This window comes from Inquilinus sp. CA228, assembly GCF_052078665.1.
Classification (GTDB): Bacteria; Pseudomonadota; Alphaproteobacteria; order DSM-16000; family Inquilinaceae; genus Inquilinus.
On record NZ_JBQJIK010000007.1, the window covers coordinates 25011 to 48355 of the forward strand.

General features: G+C 69.2%; 19 protein-coding genes. 4 read left to right on the plus strand and 15 right to left on the minus strand.

Annotated features, from left to right (window positions below; all coding sequences use genetic code 11):
- Positions 1-94 precede the first annotated feature (94 nt).
- The 3 genes from ACTOWL_RS04745 to ACTOWL_RS04755 are packed head-to-tail and all read right to left on the minus strand — an operon-like array spanning position 95 to position 3311.
- Positions 95-688, minus strand: a complete 594-nt coding sequence (locus ACTOWL_RS04745) for a DUF4893 domain-containing protein (protein ID WP_441320042.1) — start codon at positions 686-688, stop codon at positions 95-97.
- A gap of 26 nt (positions 689-714) precedes the next feature.
- A complete protein-coding gene (locus tag ACTOWL_RS04750) occupies positions 715-2178 on the minus strand; it encodes a RimK family protein (RefSeq protein ID WP_441320043.1) in 1464 nt (487 codons plus the stop codon).
- Positions 2175-3311: a peptidase C39 family protein gene (locus tag ACTOWL_RS04755; protein ID WP_441320044.1), complete on the minus strand. Its 1137-nt coding sequence runs from the start codon at positions 3309-3311 to the stop codon at positions 2175-2177. The genes ACTOWL_RS04750 and ACTOWL_RS04755 overlap by 4 nt, the downstream gene beginning before the upstream one ends.
- 118 nt (positions 3312-3429) lie before the next feature.
- On the opposite strand from ACTOWL_RS04755, the gene ACTOWL_RS04760 reads away from it, so the two are divergent.
- From ACTOWL_RS04760 to mdoH, 4 genes are all read left to right on the plus strand, one after another.
- Complete coding sequence (locus ACTOWL_RS04760; protein WP_441320045.1) at positions 3430-5088, plus strand: sulfatase-like hydrolase/transferase; 1659 nt, start codon at positions 3430-3432, stop codon at positions 5086-5088.
- 333 nt (positions 5089-5421) lie between these two features.
- Positions 5422-6954, plus strand: a complete 1533-nt coding sequence (locus ACTOWL_RS04765) for a glucan biosynthesis protein (protein WP_441320046.1) — start codon at positions 5422-5424, stop codon at positions 6952-6954.
- Between the two features lie 20 nt (positions 6955-6974).
- Positions 6975-7463: a hypothetical protein gene (locus tag ACTOWL_RS04770; RefSeq protein ID WP_441320047.1), complete on the plus strand. Its 489-nt coding sequence runs from the start codon at positions 6975-6977 to the stop codon at positions 7461-7463.
- A 22-nt stretch (positions 7464-7485) separates the two neighbouring features.
- Positions 7486-9567 (plus strand): glucans biosynthesis glucosyltransferase MdoH, encoded by a 2082-nt coding sequence (mdoH, locus tag ACTOWL_RS04775; RefSeq protein WP_441320048.1) that lies wholly within the window; start codon positions 7486-7488, stop codon positions 9565-9567.
- A 46-nt stretch (positions 9568-9613) separates the two neighbouring features.
- On the opposite strand, the gene ACTOWL_RS04780 is transcribed toward mdoH, so the two are convergent.
- The 12 genes from ACTOWL_RS04780 to ACTOWL_RS04835 all read right to left on the minus strand — a co-directional run bounded on the left by ACTOWL_RS04780 (position 9614) and on the right by ACTOWL_RS04835 (position 23148).
- Positions 9614-11515 carry a DUF2264 domain-containing protein gene (locus ACTOWL_RS04780; RefSeq protein ID WP_441320049.1) on the minus strand — a complete coding sequence of 634 codons (1902 nt, stop codon included), beginning with the start codon at positions 11513-11515 and terminating at the stop codon, positions 9614-9616.
- Positions 11512-12159, minus strand: coding sequence for a ThuA domain-containing protein (locus ACTOWL_RS04785; protein ID WP_441320050.1), 648 nt, complete (start codon positions 12157-12159; stop codon positions 11512-11514). Before ACTOWL_RS04785 ends, ACTOWL_RS04780 begins: the two co-directional genes overlap by 4 nt.
- A 27-nt stretch (positions 12160-12186) precedes the next feature.
- Positions 12187-13491, minus strand: a complete 1305-nt coding sequence (locus tag ACTOWL_RS04790) for an ABC transporter substrate-binding protein (protein ID WP_441320051.1) — start codon at positions 13489-13491, stop codon at positions 12187-12189.
- A 25-nt stretch (positions 13492-13516) separates the two neighbouring features.
- A complete protein-coding gene (locus tag ACTOWL_RS04795; protein ID WP_441320052.1) occupies positions 13517-14803 on the minus strand; it encodes an ABC transporter substrate-binding protein in 1287 nt (428 codons plus the stop codon).
- A gap of 176 nt (positions 14804-14979) precedes the next feature.
- Positions 14980-15969, minus strand: a complete 990-nt coding sequence (locus tag ACTOWL_RS04800; RefSeq protein ID WP_441320053.1) for an amino acid ABC transporter permease — start codon at positions 15967-15969, stop codon at positions 14980-14982.
- A gap of 4 nt (positions 15970-15973) precedes the next feature.
- The gene (locus ACTOWL_RS04805; protein ID WP_441320054.1) at positions 15974-16807 is read right to left on the minus strand and encodes a transporter substrate-binding domain-containing protein; all 834 of its coding nucleotides are present in this window, start codon (positions 16805-16807) and stop codon (positions 15974-15976) included.
- A gap of 99 nt (positions 16808-16906) precedes the next feature.
- Positions 16907-17653 (minus strand): ABC transporter permease, encoded by a 747-nt coding sequence (locus ACTOWL_RS04810; RefSeq protein WP_441320055.1) that lies wholly within the window; start codon positions 17651-17653, stop codon positions 16907-16909.
- 3 nt (positions 17654-17656) lie between these two features.
- Positions 17657-18370, minus strand: a complete 714-nt coding sequence (locus ACTOWL_RS04815) for an ABC transporter permease (protein ID WP_441320056.1) — start codon at positions 18368-18370, stop codon at positions 17657-17659.
- A 10-nt stretch (positions 18371-18380) separates the two neighbouring features.
- Positions 18381-19154, minus strand: a complete 774-nt coding sequence (locus ACTOWL_RS04820) for a transporter substrate-binding domain-containing protein (protein WP_441320057.1) — start codon at positions 19152-19154, stop codon at positions 18381-18383.
- 38 nt (positions 19155-19192) lie between these two features.
- A complete protein-coding gene (locus ACTOWL_RS04825) occupies positions 19193-20233 on the minus strand; it encodes a hypothetical protein (RefSeq protein ID WP_441320058.1) in 1041 nt (346 codons plus the stop codon).
- 34 nt (positions 20234-20267) lie between these two features.
- On the minus strand, positions 20268-21896 hold the full coding sequence (locus tag ACTOWL_RS04830; protein ID WP_441320059.1) for a phytoene desaturase family protein: 1629 nt from the start codon (positions 21894-21896) through the stop codon (positions 20268-20270).
- Between the two features lie 31 nt (positions 21897-21927).
- Positions 21928-23148 (minus strand): aromatic ring-hydroxylating oxygenase subunit alpha, encoded by a 1221-nt coding sequence (locus ACTOWL_RS04835; protein WP_441320060.1) that lies wholly within the window; start codon positions 23146-23148, stop codon positions 21928-21930.
- Between the last annotated feature and the right edge of the window lie 197 nt (positions 23149-23345).

Consider the following 23345-nt stretch of genomic DNA (forward strand, 5'->3'; position numbering starts at 1 on the left):
GCCCGCGTCGGCCCTCGGGCGCCATGTGGTCGCCCGGCGGCTGCGCCGGGTCCGATGGCTGCCGGCGCTGGCGCGAGACGTCTGACCGCGGGCGTCAGCGGCCGCGTTCCAGCTCCATGATGTCGAACTGGGATTCGAGACGCGGCGACGGGAATTCGAGCCGCAGCCGGTCGCGCCCGACCCGGACCAGATAGCCGACCTGGTCGCGCTCCGCGTCGCTGCCATAGGCCTTCGGCTTGTCTTCGTGGCCGTAGTACAGCGCGCCGACATAGGTCAGCCGCTCGGCATCGGCGTCGTCGTAGAAGGCGCCGGCGGTGCGCTGCGAGCCGGAGACCTTGTCCAGCCGCAGCCCGGCCGTGTCGTCGGTGATGCGGCAGCGAAACCAGCCATAGATCACCAGCGGCAGGTTGCCGCCCAGCTTCGCCACCCGGCAGCGCCAGTCGCCGGCGAGGTCGGTGGTGCCGCGGATGGTCTCGGGCCGGCCCGACAGGATAGCGTCGAGCGTGGCCAGCGCCGCCTTGTCGCCGCTCTCGCGGGCGGCGCCGATCGCCTCGCCGCGCACGGAATCGAAGGACTCCAGCCGCTGCCGGTCGTCAGCCGACAGCTTGCCCGGAAGCGTGCCGTCGGCCCAGGCGGGACAGGCGCCGGCCAGGACCAGGACCAGCGGAAGCCATGCGCGACGTGCCATTCCCCCTCCCCTTCCGCGCGGCCGGATCAGCCGGCGTCGATGCGGTCGATGAACCAGCGGCAGAGCCGCCGCCACAGATCGTCCTTGGCGACCAGATCCTCGCAGCCATGGTCGAGATTGGGGTTGTCGTTGATCTCGATCACGAACACGCCCTTCTCGGTCTGCTTCAGATCGACGCCGTAGAGCCCGTCGCCGATCAGCTTGGCCGCGCGCACCGCCACGTCCAGCACCTCGGGCGGCACCTCGTCGAGGCCGAAGGTCTTGAAGTTGCCCCAGCCGACCTTGCCGTCCGGGGAGTGGCGGACGATCTGCCAGTGCTTCTTCGCCATCATGTACTGGCAGACGAACAGCGGCTCGCCGTCCAGCACGCCGACGCGCCAGTCATGGTCGGTCGGCATAAACTCCTGCGCCAGGATGACGTCGGAATCATCCAGCAGCTGCTCGGCCATCTGCTCCAGCTCGCGCCGGTCATTGGCCTTGAACACGCCGCGGCTGAAGGACCCGTCCGGGATCTTCAGCACGATCGGGTAGGCGAACTCCTCCTCCACTCGCTCGATGTTCTTCAGGCTGTCGACCACCACGGTCTTCGGCGTCGGGATCTTGTTCGCGAACAGGAGCTCGTAGAGATAGACCTTGTTGGTGCAGCGCAGGATCGAAGTGGAATCGTCGATCACCGGCATGCCTTCCTGCTCCGCCCTTCGGGCGAAGCGGAAGGTATGGTTGTCGATCGCCGTGGTCTCGCGGATGAACAAGGCGTCGTATTCGGCCAGGCGCAGCAGATCCTTCTTCTCGATCAGCTCGACCTCCATATCCATGGTCTCGGCCACGCGGGCGAGCTTCATGAGCGAGCGCTGGGTCGAGGGCGCGAACTCCTCCTTCGGGTTGAACAGCACGGCGAGGGTATATTTCGCCGGCTTGTTCTCCTTCGGGTTGCGCCAGCTCTGGCGCGTGTACAGGTCGAGCGTCTCGTAGAAGAAGGCCTCGGTCTCGCCCGCGATGTCGGAGATCGACAGCTCGCCGATCGAAGCGATGCGGAAGCGGTCGGTGAAGCGGACCTTGACCTCGAGGATCGGGGCGCGGAACCAGTCGAACACCCGGCGCCCGAAATCCTGGAACCGGTCGTCGTCGGCGCGGCCGAAGCTGATGATCAGCTTGAACGGGCCGCCCGGCGGCGGCGACAGCCGCTTGATCCGGCGGTTGAGGTCGTCCTCCAGATCCGGAAGGGCGATCTTGTAGAGCGTCTTCTGGCCGAGATCGAGGATGGTCTCGACCATCGGAATGACCCGGTGGGCGCGGGCCTCGGCCAGCAGCGAGACGTAGTAGCCCCGCGTCATGTAGGCAGTGGATCGCGACAGGTTGATGACCTTCGCGTCCCCTCCCTTGATCGTCTGCGGCCGGCCGATGTAGTCCCGGGTGGTGATGAGCTGGCGGCCGTCCGGGTCGCCCTTGAAGTCGCCGATACGGTCGACGACGATGATCCAACCGCTCATTGGGCCTTCCTGCTGAGCACGACCGCGGCCCTGAGTTGGGTGCGGCCGTAGCGGGCCATGCGCTCGAATTCCCGGCGCGGGATCGGGAGGTTCGCCTTGGTCGAGGCGCTCTCCATCTCCGTCACGGCGACCCAGGGATCGTGCACATAGATGAAACGCTCGTCGAAGCCGTTTGCGACCACCCAGTGCGGATTTTTTTCGCCATAGCCCCGGAACAAGCTGATCAGCACGATCGGGATCGCGCCTTCGGTAATCAAGGCGCACATTTCGGGCAATCCGAGGGCACGGTGCGCGACCTCGATCCGGCGGCGGGCGCAGCGGGCGCGGAAATCCTCCTGCACCACCGTCATCACCGCCTTCTTGTCGGGGCTGCGCACGCCGTCGAGGAACAGGATCGAATCGTCGCTGACGAAGATCCGCGCCCGCAGGCCGCGGTCATGCGCCGCCAGCGCCATGCCGTAGGGGTCGCAGCCGCCATGGCCCGAGGTCATGTAGATCGTCGTCGCCTCGCGCCACAGCCTGAGCTCCCGCGCCCGGCTCAGCTCCGTCGCCGGGTCCAGCGCCTTCAGCGCCATCAGCAGCGTCGCCGCCCCACAGGTGAAGTTGGTGGTCTGGGCGTAATAGGGCACATGCAGGTCGATCTGCGGCTGGTCTTCGATGCCCAGCCGCTTCTCGAAGCGCAGCGCGTCGGCATGGTCCTCGTAGAAGTCGAGATAGCGCCCGAAATGGCGGTAGCCGTGCTGTTGGTAGAGCGCGATCGCCTTGGCGTTGTCCGGCCGCACATCGAGCCGCAGGAGCAGCGCGCCTTCGTCATGCGCCGCCCGCTCCGCCGCCTCCAGCAGCCGGGCGCCGAGGCCGCGGCCGCGCGCCTCCGGGTCGACCGCCAGCGAGTACAGCCGCGCCAGGGCCGTGGTCCGGCGCAGCAGCACCAGGGCATAGCCGAGCAGTTGGCCCCCCGCCTCCGCCGCCAGGCAGACGGCGTGGCCGCGGGTCAAGAGGTGCAGGAAGCTGCGCCGGCTGATGCGGTCATGGTCGAAGGCACGGGACTCGATCTCCAGCAGCCGCGGCACGTCGTCGGACGTGGCGAGCCGGATGGTCTCTGCGGTCGGGGCGGCGGGTCTGTCGTCGGGCATCGCGCGGTCGAATTTCGATCCGGTTATCGCGCCGATACCGGTCCGGCACCAGGGTCATTCGGAAGCTGACGGAGAATTCATCCATCGGCCATGGGCAGTTGTGCCATCGTCTCGCGCCATGGCCGCCACCGACACCACCCTGCCCCGCCCCCGCAGCCGACTCGCGCCGCTGATCGGCGGGCTGCGCGTGGCCGCGGCGCTGCTGTGGCTGGTGCTGCTGCTCGGCGCGCCGTCGGCCCCGGATGGCTGGCAGGTCTACGGCCTGGCCTCGGTCCCGGTCGAGCTGGCGGTCGTGGTCGCCACCCTGATCCTGGTGCCGAAGCTGCGGCGGTCGCGCGGCTTCGCCACCGTGCTCGGCGGCCTCGGCCTGCTGGTCGCGGCAATCAAGCTGGCCGACCTCGTCACCCAGGTCTCCTTCGGCCGGCCGGTCAGCCTCTATGTCGACCGGCTGCTGCTGGTCAACGGCATGCATCTGGCGACCGGGGTGCTCGGCGCCGTCGGCCTGATCGGCATCACCCTGGGGGCGATCGTCGCCGGCTGGTGCATCTGGCGGGCGACGGCCCGGTCGGTGCGGCTGCTGCAGCAGGCCCTGTCCGCCACCGCCGCCCGGCGCGGCGTCGCCGGCGGCCTGGCGGCGCTGGCGATCCTGGTCTTCGCCGTCGGCCAGGCCGTGCCGGGCGCCTATGGCGCGGCCCGCTCGGTGAACGACACCGCCAGCTTCATGGTCGCCGACCAGGTCAGCCGCCTGATTCCGGCCCTGTTCATGGAGGGCCGGTTCCGGGCCGAGGAGGCGGTGGACCCGCTGGTCGGCGGGGTGTCCAGGACGCCGCTGGGCGGTCTGGGCGGCGCCGATGTCACCGTCGTCTTCCTCGAATCCTACGGCCGCAGCGCGCTGGAGGATCCGCGCTTCGACGCCCTGCCCAAGGCCGCACTGGCCGAGATGGCGCCGAAGCTGACCGCCGCCGGGGTCTACACCGCCTCCGGCTGGCTGGCCTCGCCGACCCGCGGCGGCCAGTCCTGGCTGGCCCATGCGACGCTGGCGAGCGGCATGCAGATCGACGACCAGATGCGCTACGACCTGCTGGTCACCGGCAAGCGCATGACCCTGCCCCGCCTGTTCGCCAAGGCCGGCTACCACACCGGGCTGATCGCCCCGGCGATCACCGGCAGCGAGCCCGAGGCGAAGCGCTTCTTCGGCTTCGACCAGACGCTGTTCGCCGACGATCTCGGCTATGCCGGCCCGCCCTTCGGCTGGGTGACGATGCCGGACCAGTACACGCTGGCCGCCTATGACCGCTGGCGGCAGCAGCAGCCGAAGCCGCTGTTCAGCGAGGTCGTGCTGGTGTCCAGCCACGCGCCCTGGACCCCGGTGCCGACCCTGGTCGACGACTGGGGCAAGATCGGCGACGGCAGCCTGTACCGGGGCCTGCCGGCGACCGGCGGCACGCCGGAGGAGGTGTGGAGCGACCCGGACCGGATCCGCGACCAATACGGCCAGTCCATGGCCTATTCGCTGCGCTCGGTGCTGGACTACGCCGCCCGAATCATGGGCGACCACACGCTGATGGTCGTGCTGGGCGACCACCAGCCGGCGCCGATCGTGACCGGCCCGGGCACGCCGCGCGACGTGCCGGTGCATGTCTTCAGCCGCGACCCGGACCTGGTCGCGCGGTTCCACGACTGGGGCTTCGTGGACGGGCTCAATCCCCCGCAGACCGGGCCGGTGGCGCCGATGGCGACGTTCCGGGATGCGTTCGCCAGATCCTTCTCGCCGTAAAAGCGAGCCAATTGCGCATGTCAATCTGTGAAAATGCAGAGCTGCACCTGCCGCTGCGCCTGGGTTCGCCAGCTTCTGCGCGCCTGACGAAGCGGCTAGGGTAACGTCGGAACAAATTCACGAAGGTTGCGTTGATCGAACGGTCCCTGCAGGCGGCGCCGGCAGAAGCGCTGTGGGCGGGAACCGGGTTGCGGGGGTTTGGGCCGCGCGGCGCAGCGGCTGTCGCGCGCGATGATGTTTGTCCAGGAACCGCCACAATCGCGATCGATTGTGCCGTTATGTTGCAGTGCAAAATCCGGTGGTGACGTGGGGCTGACCAGACGCCAGATCTTGATGGGCACGACCGCGCTGGCGGCGTCGTCGCTGTTCGCGTCCGGCCGGCCCGCCGTCGCCGCCCCCAGCCTGGGCGAGACCACGCCGTTCAGCATGACCTGGCTGATCGACCGGGCCAAGACCGTGTCGCAGGCGCCCTTCGTGCCGCCGGACGAGAACCTGCCGGCCGAGATCACCCAGCTGACCTATGACCAGCATCGGGCGATCCGCTTCCTGCCCGAGCAGGCGCTGTGGCGGCAGGAGAACCTGCCGTTCCAGATGCAGTTCTTCCATCTCGGCGCCCTGTTCGACAAGCCGGTCCACATCTTCCAGGTCGACGGCTATCAGGCGCGCGAGATCCTGTACCGCCAGGATCTGTTCGACCTGGGCGGCAACAAGTTCCCCGACACCCCGTCCGACCATCTCGGCTTCGCCGGCTTCCGGCTGCATTATGCGATCAACCGGCCGGAGTTCCTGGACGAGATCGCGGTGTTCCTGGCCGCCAGCTATTTCCGTTGCCTGGGCGGCAAGAACATCTACGGCCTGTCCGCCCGCGGCCTGGCGATCGACACCGGCTCGACCCGCGGCGAGGAGTTCCCGGTTTTCCGCCAGTTCTGGGTCGAGACCCCGGCCGCGGACGCCAAGCAGATCCGGCTCTACGCCCTGCTCGACAGCCCCGGCGTCAGCGGCGCCTACAGCTTCCTGATCAAGCCGGGCGAGATCACCACGGTCGATGTCGAGGCGACGCTGTATCCGCGCCACGCCATCGAGAAGTTCGGCATCGCGCCGGCGACCAGCATGTTCCTGTTCGGGCCGCAGGAGCATCGGACCTTCGACGACTTCCGGCCGGAGGTGCACGACAGCGACGGGCTGTCGATGTGGTCCGGGGCCGGCGAATGGATCTGGCGGCCGCTGCGCAACCCGTCGCGGCTGCTGATCAGTTCGTTCATGGACGAGAATCCGCGCGGCTTCGGCCTGATGCAGCGCCAGCGCTCGTACAGCAGCTACCAGGACCTGGAGGCGATGTATGAGCGCCGGCCCAGCCTGTGGGTCGAGCCGCTGAGCGGCTGGGGCCCGGGCGTGGTGCAACTGGTCGAGATTCCGACCGACGCCGAGATCCACGACAACATCGTCGCCTTCTGGGTGCCGAAGCAGCCGGTCGACACCGGCCAGGAATGGAAGCTGTCCTACCGGCTGCACTGGGGCATGAATCCCCCGGTCAGCAGCGACCGCGGCACCGTGGTGTCGACCCGCACCGGCGCCGGCGGCGTGTCCGGCGGCGACAGCAAGTCCAGCGATACCCGCAAGTTCGTGATCGACTTCCGGGGCGGCGCGCTTGACTCTCTGTCGCAAGACGCGACATTGGAAGCCGTGGTCACGGCTTCTGCCGGGGAAATCCAGTTCCCCGTGGCACAGCGGAATCCGGAACTCGGCGGCTGGCGGGCGTTCTTCGATCTGAAGCCTGCCGGCGACGACCCGGCCGAGCTTCGGTGCTTCTTACGGCAGGGCAGCGACGCCCTGACCGAAACATGGAGTTTCCAATGGACGCCTTGACGACTCATCGGAATCGTCCCATGTCCCAGGTCGGGTTGCACACCCCGGTCAACATCAACATGCCCGACAACGTCATCGCCTTCTTCCAGGGCCTAGGATTCACGGATCCGGCCGCGCTGTCCGGCGCGATCGAGACGGCGTTCTGCGACGTCGATCCGGCGACGATGCCGGCCCCCGCCCTGCTGGACCACGCCCGCCGGCGCACCGCCGACTGGTTCGCCGTGGTGCTGAACCGCAGCGAGCGCGAGGACGACGCCATCCTGACCATCGGCCGCGCCGCCTATCTGCTGACCGACGCCGCCCGCCGCTGGCCCGAGCACTTCCTGTCCGAGGAGCCGCTGCCGCAGGCGATGGAGCAGGCCCTGCGCCGGGTGTCGCCGGTGCCGGTGCCGCGCGCCAAGCCGACGCCGATGCTGGACCAGCCGCTCGACCCGGTCTGGGCCGGCGAGCCGCTGAAGCGCATCTTCGGCTGGTGGTCGCCCGAGGCCGCCGAACGGCGCCCGGCCTGACGGAAAGGCAATCTCCTAGCCGATGACCGGACTCGAAGCGGCGTCCTACGCCTCCGCGGCCCGCTGGCGGCGCCTTGCGGTCTTCGGGGCGACCGCGCTGTCGACCCTGGCGGCCGCCTTCGCCCTCTATCGTTTCCTGTCGGTCGGCGGCGTCACCGGGCTGGAGCTGGCCCTGGTGGTGATGTTCGCCATCAACTTCTCCTGGATCGCGCTGTCCTTCTGGACCGCCCTGCCCGGCTTCCTGACCCTCTTGCTGCGCTGGGGCCAGCCCGGCTTGGTGTGGCCGCAGGGGGCGGAGGCGGTGGCGCCGTTGCGGACCCGCACCGCGGTGCTGATGCCGGTCTACAACGAGGACACGAACGGCATCACCGCCAACCTGCAGGCGATCCATGACAGCCTGGCGCGGACCGGCCATCTCGGCGCCTTCGACATCTTCATCCTGAGCGACACCACCAACCCGGACGTCTGGGTGGCGGAGGAGATCGGCTGGAGCGCGCTGTGCCGCCGCACCGAGGGCAGCGGCCGCATCTTCTACCGCAAGCGCCGGCACAATGTCGCCAAGAAGGCCGGCAACATCGCCGATTTCTGCACCCGCTGGGGCGCCCGCTACGACTTCATGGTGGTGCTGGACGCCGACAGCCTGATGGCCGGCGACACGCTGGTCACCATGGCCCGGCTGATGCAGTCCAACCCGCGCGCCGGCATCATCCAGGCGCCGCCGCTGGTGGTGAACCGCAACACGCTGTGGGCCCGGATGCAGCAATTCGCCGGCAGCCTGTACGGCCCGATCGTCGGCGCCGGCCTGGCCTTCTGGCAGCTCGGCGACGGCAACTACTGGGGCCACAACGCCATCATCCGCACCCGCGCCTTCATCGAGAGCTGCGGCCTGCCGATCCTGTCCGGGCGGCCGCCCTTCGGCGGCCACATCCTGTCGCACGACTTCGTCGAGGCGGCGCTGATCCGGCGCAACGGCTGGACCGCCTGGCTGGTGCCGGAGCTCGGCGGCAGCTATGAGGAATGCCCGCCGACGATGATCGACCACGCCAAGCGCGACCGGCGCTGGTGCCAGGGCAACATGCAGCACCTGCGGATCATGGTGGCGCGCGGCCTGCACCCCCTCTCCCGCCAGCACATGGCGATGGGGGTGATGAGCTACGTCTCCTCGCCACTGTGGCTGATCTTCATCTGCATCGGCATGCTGACGGCGCTCGAGCACAAGCTGGAGATCCCGGTCTATTTCCCGCAGGGCGAGGCGCTGTTCCCGGTCTGGCCGGTGCAGGACCAGACGCTGGCGGTGCGACTGCTGGTGATCTCCTTCCTGATGCTGCTGGCGCCGAAGATCTTCGGCTGGATCCTGCTGCTGTTCGACCGCCGCCTGGCGGCCGGCTATGGCGGCGCCTTCCGGGCGCTGCTGAGCCTGCTGTTCGAGACCTTCTTCTCGATCTTCCAGGCGCCGGTGATGATGCTGTTCCACTCCAGCTTCGTGCTGCAGGCCTTCCTCGGCCGCGATTCCGGCTGGGGCACGCAGTCGCGCGACGACCGCGGCACGACCTGGGCCGATGCGATGCAGATGCATCGCGGCCACACCATCTTCGGCGCCGTGCTGGGCGTGGTGGCACTGTGGATCTCGCCCTCGATGTTGGCCTGGCTGTCGCCGCTGGTGATCGGCCTGCTGCTGTCGATCCCGCTGTCGGTGATAACCTCGCGCCAGTCGACCGGAGTCTGGGCCCGGAAGCTCGGCCTGCTGGTGACGCCGGAGGAGCGGCAGAAGCCGCAGATCGTGGTCGAGGCCACGGCGCTGGTCGAGCAACTCTCCGCCACCACCCGGCCGGTTGAGGACGGGCTGGCGATGGTGATCCGCGACCCGCTGGCCAACGCCATCCACATGACGCTGCTGACCGGGTCGCCCGAGGCCGGGCGCGAGGATCCGAAGGTGGTCGAGGCGGCGCGGCGCAAGCTGACCGCCGGCGGCCCCGGCACGTTGAACACCGGCGCGCTCAGCCGCGACGAGAAGACGGCGCTGCTGTTCGACCCGCGGTCCCTGAGCGAGCTGCACCTGACCGCCCTGGCCGGCGGCCGCCTGCAGGCCGCGCCGAGGGTCTGAGACGCCCTCCACCCCTCCGGCAACGCAGAAGCTCACGCGACGAGATTCACCCCCACTCGGCGACCGGACGGCGGCGCAGTTCCAGGCTGCCGGGCACGGTCGCCCAGTCGAGGATGGCGGCGTTCCAGCCGGCGGCCTCGGCGATGGCGCGCAGGTCGTCGGCCGCAGGCAGCGATGCCGCCAGCGCGGCCGGATCGAGGCCGTAGGTCGGCCGCACCAGCGTGACCAGCAGCGTCTCGCCAGCGCCGATCCGGCCGACCAGGGCCGGCACCGAGGCCTGCGGGAACACCAGATGGGTGTTCGGCGCCACATCCGCCTCGACCGCGCGGCGCAGCCCGCCGAGATCGGCCAGGCTGGAGGCATGGCCGTCGGCGACCGCGATGGTCAGGCCCGACGGCCCCGGCACCCGGATGTCGAAGGCCTGCTTCAGCTTGCCCCGGGTGCGGCTGTGCGCCGGCACGGCGTGGCCGGTCTCGATCACCGCCAGCGGGCCGTCGGCGGCGACCCGGTGCAGCCGCAGCTCCCAGTCGCCGGCGAAGGCCTGCAGCGTGGTGACGCGAACCCCGGCCAGGGGCTGCCAGACGGTCTCGATCCAGCCCTCGCCGACGCGGGAGGCGGTGAGCGCGCCGCGGCTGCGGAACTCCTGCCCGTCGCGGCTGACCGCCAGGATGTTGTCGCCGCAGAAGCCATGCCCCAGCCAGCGGTCCCCCTCCACCGCCAGGCCCCAGCGCGAGGAGTAGGCGAGCTTGCCGTATTTATCGACCGAGCCGCGCATCTCCAGGCGCACCGGGCCGGCCGGCAGCGCCACCACGTCGCCGCCGCTGCGCCGCACCACCATCGAGGCGCCGCGCAGCGTGGCGGTGCCGTCCGGCGCGTCGAGATCCTCCTCCCGCGCCGTCCAGAACGGATGGCTGTCCGGCAGGGCCAGCGGCAGGAAAGCCTTGAACGCCCAGTAGGGCGAGCCGGGGGAGTTGTACTCCTCGCTCATGAAATAGTTCGGCCAGCGATAGCCGACCGGCAGGCGGCCGGCGGCGTCGAGGATCGGCTGCTGCATCCACCAGCGGATCTGCCGGGCCCACAGGCCGCGGATCTGGCCCCAGGGCAGCGCCTCGACCCCGGCATAGGCCAAGGCCCCCCAGAACCCGGCCATGGCGAAGCGGTAGGTCAGCGACCGGCCGATCGCCAGCGCCGCGCCGTCGGCCCCGAACCAGTGGCGGAAGCCCTGGGCGAAGGCGGCGGCGCGGTCCTTGTATGCCTGCGCCCGCGCCGGATCCTGCTCGGCCCTGTGGGCGGCGTAGATCAGGCCGTAGAAATGCAGCGCGAAGCCGTTGTAGTGGTCGATCCAGCCGCCCTCGCCATCGCCGTACCAGCCCTCGGCGCCGATGAACGCGTCGATCCGGTCCAGATGCCGGTCGCGCGAGGCGGTGTCGATGCCGACGCCGACCCGCTCCAGCCCCAGCCCGGCCATGACCGGGAAGAAGTGCCAGTTGTTGTCGGACATCTGCACCGACTGGATGCCGCCCAGCCATTCGGCGGTCCGGCGCTTCGCCGTGTCCGACAGCGGGTCCCACAGCTTGTCCGGCGCCAGCGCCAGGGCGAAGCCCAGCGCCGCCATCTCGACCGAGCGCTGGTCGTGGTCGGTCACCGTCTCCCAGTACTCCGGGTGATCCGGATCGGTGCCGCTGGCCAGGCCCTCACGGAACTTGTCCCAGAACTCGAAGCCGCCGCCGCCGGCATGCAGCGGCGCCAGGCCCCAGAGCGGCCTGGCATAGCCCTCGAACCACTGCGCCTTGCGGTTGAAATGGGCGGAATCGAGCCCAAGGCGGATCTGCGCCCGGCCCGGGCTGAAGCCGCTTTCGAGCGGCGCGGACAGGTCGCGCAGCAGGCGCTGGACATCGGCGCGGGAGGCCAGCGGATTGGCGCGGATGCGGTCGGCGGTGTCGGTCATCGGGATGCCCAGAGCAGGCCGCGGCGCAGGATCTCGCGCATCTGCGGGTGTTCGAATTCGCGCACCACATGGCCCAGCGCGGTGTAGAACACCCGCCCGGCGCCGTAGTGCTTCTTGTACACGACCGGCATGGTCACACCGTCGATCCAGGGCGCGTGCTCGCCCGAGAAGGTGGTGGTGGCCAGCACTTCCACCGCCGGGTCGACATGCAGAAAATACTGCTCCGACCGGTAGTCGAAGTCGCCGATCCCGTCCATGACCGGGTCGTCCGGCCGGGTGACCTCGACCCGGAACGGAATGATGCCGCCGGGATGCGCCACCCATTGGCAGCCGGCCATGAAGTGGAAGCCCACCGCCTCGCGGAACGACCCGGCGAGGCCGCCGTGATAGCCGGCGATCCCAACCCCGCCCTGGACCGCCGCCAGCAGGTTGTCCAGCGGCTCGTTGGCGATGGCGGCGCGGGTGATGACCGGCACGATCAGGTCCATCTGGCGCAGCGCCGGGTCGGCGAAGGCGTCGACGTCGCCCTCGACCCGGACCTCGAAGCCCTCGTCCCGCAGCATCGCGGCGACATAGGCGGCGCCCGGCTCGGGCTCATGCCCTTCCCAGCCGCCCCAGACGATCATCGCGCGCTTCATCGGCATCCTCTCAAGCTCCGGAACCGGCATCCGTCATCGCCGGCGCAGCAGGGCGCTGCCCTGCTCGAACAGCTGCTGCGCCGCCTCGGCGACCGACAGCTGGCCGAAGGCGAGCTGGTCGGTGGTGAGGCCGAGATGGTCGCCGAACTCCGACGACCCGATCGGCGGCGGCGCCTGGTAGGCCCCGACCTTGTCCGCCAGGAAGGTGACGTAGTCGACCGAGGCCCGCTCGGTCTCGTTCAGCGTCGGCAGGATCGCCTCGCGCACCTTGCGCGACGGGGGCACGCCGCGTTCGACGCCGAGGATCTTGCCGGCCTCGACGTCGTTGACGAAGTAGTCGATGAAGGCGGCGGCGGCCTCGCCGTTCTTCGAGGTCGAGCCGACGCTCCAGATCAGCGCCGGCCGGTAGTAGTGGCCGGATGGGGCGCCACCGCCGGCCTGGGGCACCATGGTGATGCCGAGCTTGTTCGGCAGCATCGCCTGGTAGCCGACCAGCTGGTTGGAATAGGTGAAGCCCATCGCCGAGAAGCCGCGGGTCAACGGGTTGGTCTCGATGATGCTCTGGTCCTGGGTCTGGATGTCGCCGCCGACGCAGCCGTTGCGCGCCCGCAGATCCTCCCAATAGGCGTACCACTCCTTGGCGTCCTCGACGCCGAAGCCGAGCTGGCCGTCCGCCGAGAACAGGGCCTTGCCGCGCTGGCGCAGCCAGACGTCGAACACATAGGTGTAGCGGGCGCCGTAGGACGAGCCCCAGAAATGGTCCTTGCCCACAGCCTTGGTCAACTCGACCGCCAAATCGGCGTACTGCGCCCAGGTGGTCTCCGCCGTCGGCGCCGGCAGGCCGGCCTTGGCGAAGACCGTGGTGTCGTAGAACAGCGAGAAGGAGTTCAGCCCGAGTGCGACGCCCCAGACCTTGCCCCCGATCCGGCACAGATCGACCGTCCCCGGGTCGAAATCCTCGACCTTCAGCACCTGCGGGATGAACGGGTCGAGCGCCATGCAAGCGCCGCGGCCGGAATAGTCGGAGATGGTGCGCGGCTCGAGCTGGAACACGTCGGAGATGTTCCGCCCGGCCATCTGGGTCGACAGCTTGGTCCAGTAGGCGCCGCCGCTGATCGCCTCGCCGACGAGGCTGATTCCCGGCGCCTTCTGCTGGTAGAGGTCGATCACCGCCTGGGTGCGCCTGGTGCGGTCCTGCGATCCGAACCAGGCCAGGCGCAGGCGTGTCTCATCGGCCCGAGCCAGGCCCGGGCCGAAGGACAAGGCCGCTGCGGCGGCCGAGCCCCGCAGCAGCGATCGCCGGTTCAACCTCATCGTCACGGGATCGGAGGGGGCCATGCGTCTCCTCGCCGGTTGCGGATGGTCAGGGCTTGATGATGGCGTTGCCCTGCTCGACCAGCTGCTGCGCCGCCTGGTCGATGGTCAGGTTGCCGAAGGCCAGCTCGTCGGAGGTGCGGCGCACGACGTTGCGGTCGAACTCCTGCGACCCCTTCGGCACCGGCGGCGGATAGGCGCTGACCTTGTCGGCCAGGAGGTTGACGTAGTCGACCGAGGCCCGCTCGGTCTCGTTCAACTGCGGCAGGATCGCCTCGCGCACCTTCGGCGACATCGGCACGCCGCGCTCCACCCCCAGGATCTTGCCGGCCTCGACATCGTTGACGAAGAAGTCGATGAAGGCGGCCGCCGCCTCGCCGTTCTTCGAGGTGGCGCCGATGCTCCAGATCAGCGCCGGCCGGTAATAGTGGCCGGACGGGGCGCCGCCGCCGGCCTGGGGCACCATGGTGATGCCGAGCTTGTTCGGCATCACCGCCTGGTAGCCGACCAGCTGGTTCGAATAGGTGAAGCCCATCGCCGAGCTGCCGCGGCTGAGCGGGTTGGTCTCGATGATGTTCTGCTCCTGGCTCTGGACATCCGGGGTGACGGTGCCGTTCTTGGCCCGCAGGTCCTCCCAATAGGCGTACCACTCCTTGGCGTCCTCGACGCCGAAGCCGAGCGGCCCTTCCGCCGTGAACAGGCTCTTGCCGCGCTGGCGCAGCCAGACGTCGAGCACCGAGGCGTAGCGGGCGCCGTAGGGCGCGCCCCAGAACTGGTCCTTGCCGACTGCCTTGGTCAGCTCGACCGACAGCTCGGCGAACTGGGCCCAGGTGATGTCCGACGTCGGCACCGGCAAACCGGCCTTGGCGAAGACCGCCGTGTCCGAGAACATCGAGAACGAGTTCAGCCCGAGGCCGATGCCGTGGATCTTGCCGTCGACCTTGCACAGGTCGAGCACCTTGGTGCCGAAGGCCTCGACGTTGAGCGGCTTGGGTATGAATCCGTCCAGCGGCATGGTGGCGCCGCGGCGGGAATAGTCGGAGATGGTGCCCGGCTCGAGCTGGAAGATGTCGGAGATGTTGCGCCCCGCCATCTGGGTCGACAGCTTGGTCCAGTAGGCGTCGCCGCTGACCGCCTCGCCGACGATGGTGATGTCGGGCGCCTTCTGCTTGTACAGGTCGGCCACGCCCTGGGTGCGCTTGGCCCGGTCCTGCGACCCCCACCAGGTCATGCGCATCCGCGTCTCCGCGGCCATGGCGCGGCCGGCGCCGAACGAGAGCGCCGCCCCGGCGGCGAGCGAGCCCTGCAGGAACGAACGGCGGTTGAAAGCCTTCATCGGTTTGCCTCCCCTGGCACGGCGGCGTTCGGCCGCCACGTTATAACCGTTTGGTTACTTATTATTGATCGTCGCGGGAGGATGTCAAATGAGGAATGTACAGGCCAAGCGCTGCCTTGCGGCGCGGCCAGATGTAACCAATTGGATATAACTGTAAGCAGCGGACCGGGCCCGACTCAGCGGGCCGACACGCCCTTGCCGAAGCGCTTCTCGATCCGGGCCTGGACCAGCTCGAACACACCCGACATCGCCCAATAGATCAGCGCGGCGACGATCAGCATCTCCATGTATTTGAACTCGGCCCGGCCATGGGTGCGGGCCAGGAACATGATCTCCCAGACCCCCATCACAGAGACCAGGGACGAGTCCTTGAGCATGGCGATGAACTGGTTGCCGGTCGGCGGGATGATCAGCCGCATCGCCTGCGGCAGCACCACCAGCCAGGTGACCTCGGCCGGCTTCAGCCCCAGCGACAGCGCCGCCTCGGACTGGCCGAGCGGGACCGCCAGGATGCCGGCGCGGAAGATCTCGGCCATATAAGCGCCGTAGCACAGCGACAGGGCGATGATGCCGGCCGGGATGGCATCGATGACCAGACCGAGTTGCGGCAGGCCGAGATAGATCAGCATGGTCTGCAGCAACAGCGGCGTGCCGCGGAAGAACGAGGTGTAGAAGGTGGCGACGCCGAAGGCCGGGCCGCTGGCCGACAGCCGGGCCAGGGCCGCGGCCAGGGCGATCACGGTCGAGATCGCGATCGACACGATGCAGATGAACAGGGTCAGCGCCGCGCCCTGGATGAAGCCGTCGCGCAGCTCGAGCCCGAGCAGGATCGGCGCCCGGGCGAGCATGAAGGGATAGCTGAGGCCGAAGCTCCAGCAGAAGGCGGCGAACAGGGCCAGCAGCTCGACCCAGATGATCGTCGCCTGCGCCCGGAACGGCAGGTGGGACAGCAGCCAGAAATTCACCACCACCAGGGCAGCCAGGGCGGCGATGACGAGCCAGGGCCCGGCCGCCTGGCCGGCCGGCTGGGCCAGCGCCGGCACGATCTCCGCCAGCCGTGCGACCAACTCGCCATAGTCGAAGCCGGCCAGCACGGCGACGGAGAGCAGGAACAGAAGCCCGCGCAGCAGCAGCGGCTGCGCCAGGGCCTCGAACAGGCGGATCACCCCGTCAGGCCGCGGGCTTGGTCAGGTCGGCCCCGTACCATTTCATCGACAGCTTGGTCAGCGTGCCGTCCTCATGCATCGCCTTGACGATCTCGGCGAGCTTGGCGGTCAGCTCCGGATCACCCTTCTCGATCGCCACCGACAGCGGCTCGTAGAACAGGGGCGAGCCCACCACCTTGATCGGATAGCCGTTCTTGATCGCGCCCTGGATCGTCGGCAGCGCCGTCGCCACCGCGTCGAGCCGGGTGCCGTCGCCGAGCCGGAGGTCGTCCAGCGCCGGCACGTCGGTGTCGTAGGACTGGATCTTGGCGTCCTTGACCACGAACTGGAACGGCGGTGCGCCACCGGCGTCGATCACCAGGTCGCCGCGCAGGTAGTTCTCATAGGTCGTGGCCGCGCCGACGCCGATTTTCTTGCCCGAGGCGTCGGCCGGGGTCTTGATCGTGGTGTTGGCGGAATGCACCGCCAGCGCGGCCGGCGTGTAGTAGTAGATCGCCGGGAAATCGAGCACCTCGGCCCGCGCCTTGGTCGGGGTCATCGACCCGACCGAGACGTCCCAGCGCCCGGCCCATTTGCCGGAGACGATGGTCTCCCACCCCGGGGTGACGAACTCGATCGAGACGCCGAGGCGCTTGGCGATCTCGGTGCCGACATCGATGTCGAAGCCTTCGAACTGGTTGCTGGCGTTGAGCGAGGATTGCGGCGGATATTCCGGATCCGTCGACACCACCATCTTCTTGTTCTGCTGGATCCGGTCCAGCACGGCGCCGGCGACGGCCGGGCCGGAAAACAAAACGCCCGTGGCGGCGACGGCCAGGACGAGGCTGCGCAAACGCATGATCGATCTCCCAGTGGCGCGAGGACGGCGCCTCTTCCGGACGTCCGCCCGGAGGAAGCCTAGCCCCGCGCCGCGGCACCGTACAGGTGATAAGCGGGATCAGCGGGCGTCGAGCGGCACCGCCACCGCGGCCGGCGCGGCGCGCCCGGGCACCGTGGCGGACAGCGCCCGCCGGTGCATGCTCAGCCGGGCCTCGAGCCAGGCGAAGGCGCGGACGATGATCCAGGTCAGGACCAGATACATCAGCGCCGCGGTGATCAGCGGCTCATAGGTGCGGAAGGTCTGCGCCCGGATGATGTTGGCCTCGCCCATCAGGTCGCGCACGGTGATGGTGAAGACGATGGCGCTGGCCTTCAGCAGCAGCACCGTCTCATTGGCGAAGACCGGCAGGCTCTGGCGCAGCGCGATCGGCAGCACGATCCGGCGCATCATCAGGCCGCGCCGCATCCCGACCGAGCGCGCGGCCTCGACCTCGCCGTGCGGCACCGCCTGGATGGCGCCGCGCAGCACCTCGCCGGAATAGGCGGCGGTGCTGATGCTGAGCGAGATCACCGCGCACCACATCGGCTCGCGCAGGATCGGCCACAGCACGCTCTGCCGCACCGCCGGGAACTGCGCCAGCCCGTAGTAGATCATGAACATCTGCACGATCAGCGGCGTGCCGCGGATGCACAGGATGAACAGGAAGGCGGGCGCCTTCAGCCACCAGCGCGGCGACACCCGGGCCAGCGCCACCGGCACCGCCATGGCATTGCCGCAGACCATCGACGCCGCCACCAGGATGATGGTGACGACGACGCCGTTCAGGAGGTTGCCGACGATGCGCTGGACGAAGTCGAGATCCATCGCTCAGGACCGCCGGTAGCCGCGGCCATAGGCGCGTTCGGCGAGCTGGAACAGCCCGACCGAGGCGATGGTCAGCAGCAGGAAGATCAGCGCCACCACAGCATAGAAGGTGAAGGGCATGCGCGTGGTCGCGGCGGCGGTGGCGGCGCTGCCCAGCAGGTCACGGATCCCGACCACGCTGATCAGCGCGCTGTCCTTCAGCACCACGACCCAGAGGTTGCCCAGCGCCGGGAGGGCGAAGCGCATCGCCTGGGGCAGCACCACGCGGAAGAACATCACCCGCGGCGGCAGGGCGAGGGATTTGGCCGCCTCGATCTGCCCGGGCGGCACCGCCAGGATGGCGCCGCGGAACACCTCGGTGGCATAGGCGCCGGAGACGAAGCCGAGCGAGGCGACGGCGGCGGCAAAGGCATCGATCTCGACCGTCACCCCCGGCACCACCAGGCCGATCAACGAGCGCAGGGCGCTGGTGCCGCCGTAATAGACCAACAGGATGATCAGGATGTCCGGCACGCCGCGGACGATGGTGGTGTAGGCGTTGCCGAGGGCGCGGAGCGGCCGGGGCCCGGCCAGCTTGGCCCAGGCCCCGAGCAGCCCGAGCAGCAGCCCGACCAGGTAGGAGGCGACGGCGATCTGCACCGTCACCAGCGCCCCGGCCAGGAGCTGGCCGCCCCACCCCTTGTCCCCGAAGCCCAACAGGGCGGCGAGATCCTCCATCCCCCTGGGCTCAGCTGCCGTAGATGTCGAAGGCGAAGTACTTGTCGTTGATCGCCTTGTAGACGCCGTTGGCGCGGATCGCCTGGATCGCGGCCGAGAACTTCGCGCCGAGCGGGTCGCCCTTGCGCACCGCGACGCCGGCGCCGTCGCCCATCAGCGGGTCGGTGAAGGGCTGGCCCTTGATCTCGAAATCCGCGCCTTCGGGCGACTTCAGGAAGCCGTCGGTCAGCGCCACGGAATCGGCCAGCAGCAGGTCGACCCGCCCGGCGATCAGGTCGAGATTGGCGTTCTCCTGCGTGTCGTAGGTCTTGATCGTGACGATGCCCTTGTACTTCGCCTCGATGTAGCTGGCGTGGATGGTCGAGACCTGGACGCCGACCGTCTTGCCCTGCAGCCCGGCCGGCGAGATATCGATGGTCTGGCTCTTCGGGCCGACGAAGATGGCCGGCGAGTTGTAGTATTTGTCGCTGAAATCGACCACCTGCTTGCGCTCCTCGGTGATCGACATCGAGGCGATGATGGCGTCGAACTTCTTCTCCTGCAGCGCCGGGATGATGCCGTCCCAGCTCTGCAGCACCCACTCGCACTTGACCTGCATCTGGGCGCAGAGCGCGTCGGCGAGCTCGATCTCGAAGCCGTTCAGCTTGCCCTGGGCGTCGACCCAGGTGAAGGGCGGGTAGGATTCCGGCGTGGTGCCGAGGCGCACCACATCCTGGGCCAGGGCCGAGCCGGCGAAGGCGGTGACGGCGATCGCCAGACAGGCGGAAAGGATCGGACGGCTCATCTGCTGCGCTCCCTGTTTCTTGTTTGAACGATGGCCCCTCAGGCTTCCAAGGGACCGGACCGGGCGGTCGCGCTCGGCGAACCGCAGACCAGCTTCATCATGTCCTCGCCCGGCTTGGTGCGGCCGTGGTCGCGCCGGCTCATCACCAGCCCGGCCTGGGGAGCGCGGACCGGCACCGACCCGCCCTCTTCCCCCGGCCGCACCAGGATGGTGGCCAGCAGGTCCCCGGCCTCGACCCTGTCGCCCGGCGCCCGCATGAAACAGACGGCACCGCCGACCGGCGCCCGGATCATCTCGATATGGTCCAGCGCGGCGACCGGGCCGGACCAACGGCGCCGCGGCGGGTCGCCGGCGATGACGCCGCGCCCTGCAAGGAAGCGGAACAGCCCGTCGGCGTCGCGCTCGGCGAGCTCGGCATCGATATCGGCCTGGCCGCGCAGCTCCACCGTCGACACCGCCTTGCCGGCCAGCTCGACGCCGCCGCGCAGCCAGGATACGACGCAGGCCTCGTCGAAGGCCCCGCCGCCATCGCCGTCCCAGGTCAGCACGGCCCCGGGATCCATCGCGTCGGCCAGGTCGGACATCAGCGGCCAGAGCGACGTCGGGATGTAGAGGTAGAGCAGCGAGACCTCGTCGCAATGCAGGTCGAGGACGATGTCCGACTGCAGCGCCAGGGCCAGGAGCCGGTTCTTCAGCCTGGTGGTGGCCAGCAGAACCGCGTCCTCGCCCGGCAGCAGCGCCGGGTCCGGCCGGTCGAGCAGCGGGAAGTCGCGGTTGAAGTTGACCCGGGTGTCGAGGTCGTAGCGCCCCTGCCAGCCACCGTGCAGCTGCTGCTGCAGCCCGATCGGATTGGCCCAGGGGACGACGGTGATGTCGCCGCGGATGTCGCCCGCGGCCTCGGCCCGCCGGAGCCTGGCGCAGAGCGCATCGATGGTGACGACGCCCGGCAGCTCATCAGCATGCAGCGCGGCCTGGAGATGGGCGGGCGGCCCGTTGCCGCGGCCCCGGAAGCGCAGCACCGGGATGCGCCATTCGGTGCCCGGCATGTCGCCGGGAATCACGTCCCAGGATCGGTCCATACCTGCCCTGCCCCGTGGTCGGATGGGAGCACGATCATGCCGCGCGCTTCAGGCGGCGTCGCTTGAAATCGGCCAGGATCTCGCGCGCCGCGTTGTGGCCCGGCGCGCCGGTGACGCCGCCGCCCGGATGGGTCCCGGATCCGCACATGTAGAGGCCGGGCACCGGCGCCCGGTAGTCGCCATGGCCCAGCACCGGCCTGGCTGAGAACATCTGGTCGAGCGACAGGGCGCCGTGGAAGATGTCGCCGCCGATCAGGCCGAAGGTGCGCTCGAGGTCGAGCGGGCTGTTGATCTGGCGGCCCAGCACCGAGGCCTTGAAGTTCGGCGCCCAGGCATTGACCGTGTCGATGATCAGGTCGGCCGCCGTCTCGCGATGGTCGTCCCAGCTGGCCCCGTCCGGCAGCTTCGGGTCGAAATGCTGGCAGAACAGGCTGGCGACGTGCTGGCCCGGCGGCGCCAGCGTGTCGTCCAGCGTCGACGGGATCAGCATCTCGACGATCGGCGTCTTCGACCAGCCGGCGGCCTTGGCGTCGAGATAGGCCTTGTCCATGTAGTCCAGGCTGGGGCCGAAGATGATGCCGCTGGTGTGGTGGTCGGCCAGGGTCTTGCCCGGCAGGCAGGTGAAATCCGGCAGCTCCGACAGCGCCACGTTCATGCGGAAGGTGGCGGAGCCGCATTTGAATCGGTCCATGCGCTCGCGGAAATCCTGCGGCAGCGCCGCCGGGTCGACCAGCTTGCCGTAGAGCAGCTTCGGGTTGAGGTTGGAGACGATGCAGCCGGCGCGGACGATGTCGCCGGCCTCGGTCACCACGCCGACGGCGCGGCCGCCCTCGACGATCACCTCGCGCACCGCGGCGTCGGTGCGGATCACGGCGCCGCGCGACGCCGCCGACTTCGCCATCGCCTGGGTGATCGCGCCCATGCCGCCGATGGCATGACCCCAGATGCCCTTCTTGCCGTTCACTTCGCCGAAGACGTGGTGCAGCAGCACATAGCCGGTGCCGGCATGGTGCGGGCTGGCGTAGTTGCCGACGATGCTGTCGAAGCCGAACAGCGCCTGCACCACCGGCGTCTCGAACCAGCCCTCCAGGATGTCGGCGGCCGATTTGGTGAACAGGTCCAGCAGGTCGCGCCGCATCACCATGTCGAGCTTGCGCAGGCGATTGCCGAGCGACCCGGCCTTGATCAGCTCCGGCAACGCCCCGGACCAGCCGCCGGCGGCGACGTTCGGCGGGGTGCGCAGCACGATGTCGCGCAGCACATCGGCGATGACGTCCAGCCGGTCACCATAGGCGTCGTAGCGCTCGGCGTCGCGGGCCGAGAAGCGCGCGATCTCCGCCTTGGTCCGGCCCGGCCCGGCCAGCAGGTAGCGGTGGTCGTCGACCGGCAGGAAATTGGACAGCCGCCGTTCGACCACCTTCAGCCCATGGCCGGCCAAGTCGAGGTCGCGGATCACCTTCGGGTTCAGCAGGCTGACCGTGTAGGAGGCGACGGAGTTGCGGAAGCCGTGATGGAACTCCTCGGTCACCGCAGCACCGCCGACGACGCGGCGGCGCTCCAGCACCGTCACCTTCAGCCCGGCGGCCGCCAGATAGGCGGCGCAGACCAGGCCGTTGTGGCCCCCGCCGATGATCGCGACGTCGAAGACCTGTGAATTCGCCATGAAGATCCGCCCGGCCCTGTCTTGCTGAACTTTACTCTGCCGCGAAGGCCGGCGCCTGCGAGGCCTCGCGCCGCAGGCTCCAGCCCGCCGGCGGCGGCCGGTGCAGCCGGCTTTCCGGGATCAGCCGGCGCATCGCCCGGGCGAAGCTGCGCAGGCAGACCTCGGTGGTGCCCAGCGGGCCGACGGTGTAGCTGGAGGAGCCCATGCCGGCCTGCACCCGGTCGATCAGCGTCTTGTCCTCGAGGCTGACCCGGCGGTTGATCCGCCAGTTGAGATAGCGCGCGGCCTTCATCTCGGGCCGGTGGTCCGGATGGACATAGGCGATCTCGCGGATCATCGTCTCGGTCGCCGAGACCGGGATGAACTGCATGAAGTCGATCTGGTCCGGATAGATGTCGAAGGCGACATTGGGCCAGAGCTTGAAATAGGTCCACAGCCGCTGCCGCTCCGGCGGCAGATGCGGGATCTCCGGCAGGAAGTGCTGATAGGCCCGCTCCGACAGCACGGCGGACGGCCGCTCCTGCAGTTGGCCCCACATCTTGTCGACCCAGGGCTTGGCCTCGACGCCATAGCCGCGGCCGAACAGCCGGGTCAGCCCGGGATGGGCGACGGTGATGTGCAGCCCGTCGGAATAATTGTCGGCGACGTTCTTCCAGTTGACCGAGCGCGGCCGCATCGTCACCCGGCCCAGCGGCACCATCTCCTCGATCCGGTAGGCCGCCATCTCCTCGCCATAGCCGCCCATCATCTCGGCCACGCTCGGCGTACCGGGGGCGAGGCGGATGAAGATGAAGCCGCAGAACACCTCGTGCTCGACCGGGACCAGCCCGTGGCTGCCGAAGTCGAAATCGCCATAGCTGGAACGCTGCGGCATGCCGATCAGCCGGCCGTCATGCTCATAGGTCCAGGCGTGGTAGGGGCAGACGATGCGCCTGCCGCACTGGCCCTTGGGGCCGTCGAGCAGCCGCGCGGCGCGGTGCCGGCAGACATTGTGGAAGGCCCGCACCGCCCCGTCACGGCCGCGCAGCACCACCACATTCTCGCCCAGGAACTCGAAGGTGTGGAAGTCGCCCGGCTCGGGGATGTCGTTCAGGTGGCACACCACCTGCCAGGAGGTGCGGAACAGCGCCTCCTGCTCGACCGCGAAGAACTCGGGATCGCGGTAGATCCAGGCCGGCAGGCTGACATCGTCATCCGGCAGGCTCGCATCGGACGGCGGCGTCTCGGCGCGCCGGTGCATCGCTTCGATCATAGGCTGGCCTCCCGCGGCCTTCAGGCCGGCTATTATACGACCGTATAACAGCTATCGAAGGGCGGTCAACCGTCAAGCCGACCGGCGCCGGGCAGAGCAATAGCTTTGAAGCGTGCGCCGTGTTGGGAAGAGCGGATGACCTCTCCCGCAAGCGAGGCCTTTTCAGAATGTCCGCTGAATGATCGCAAAGGCCGATC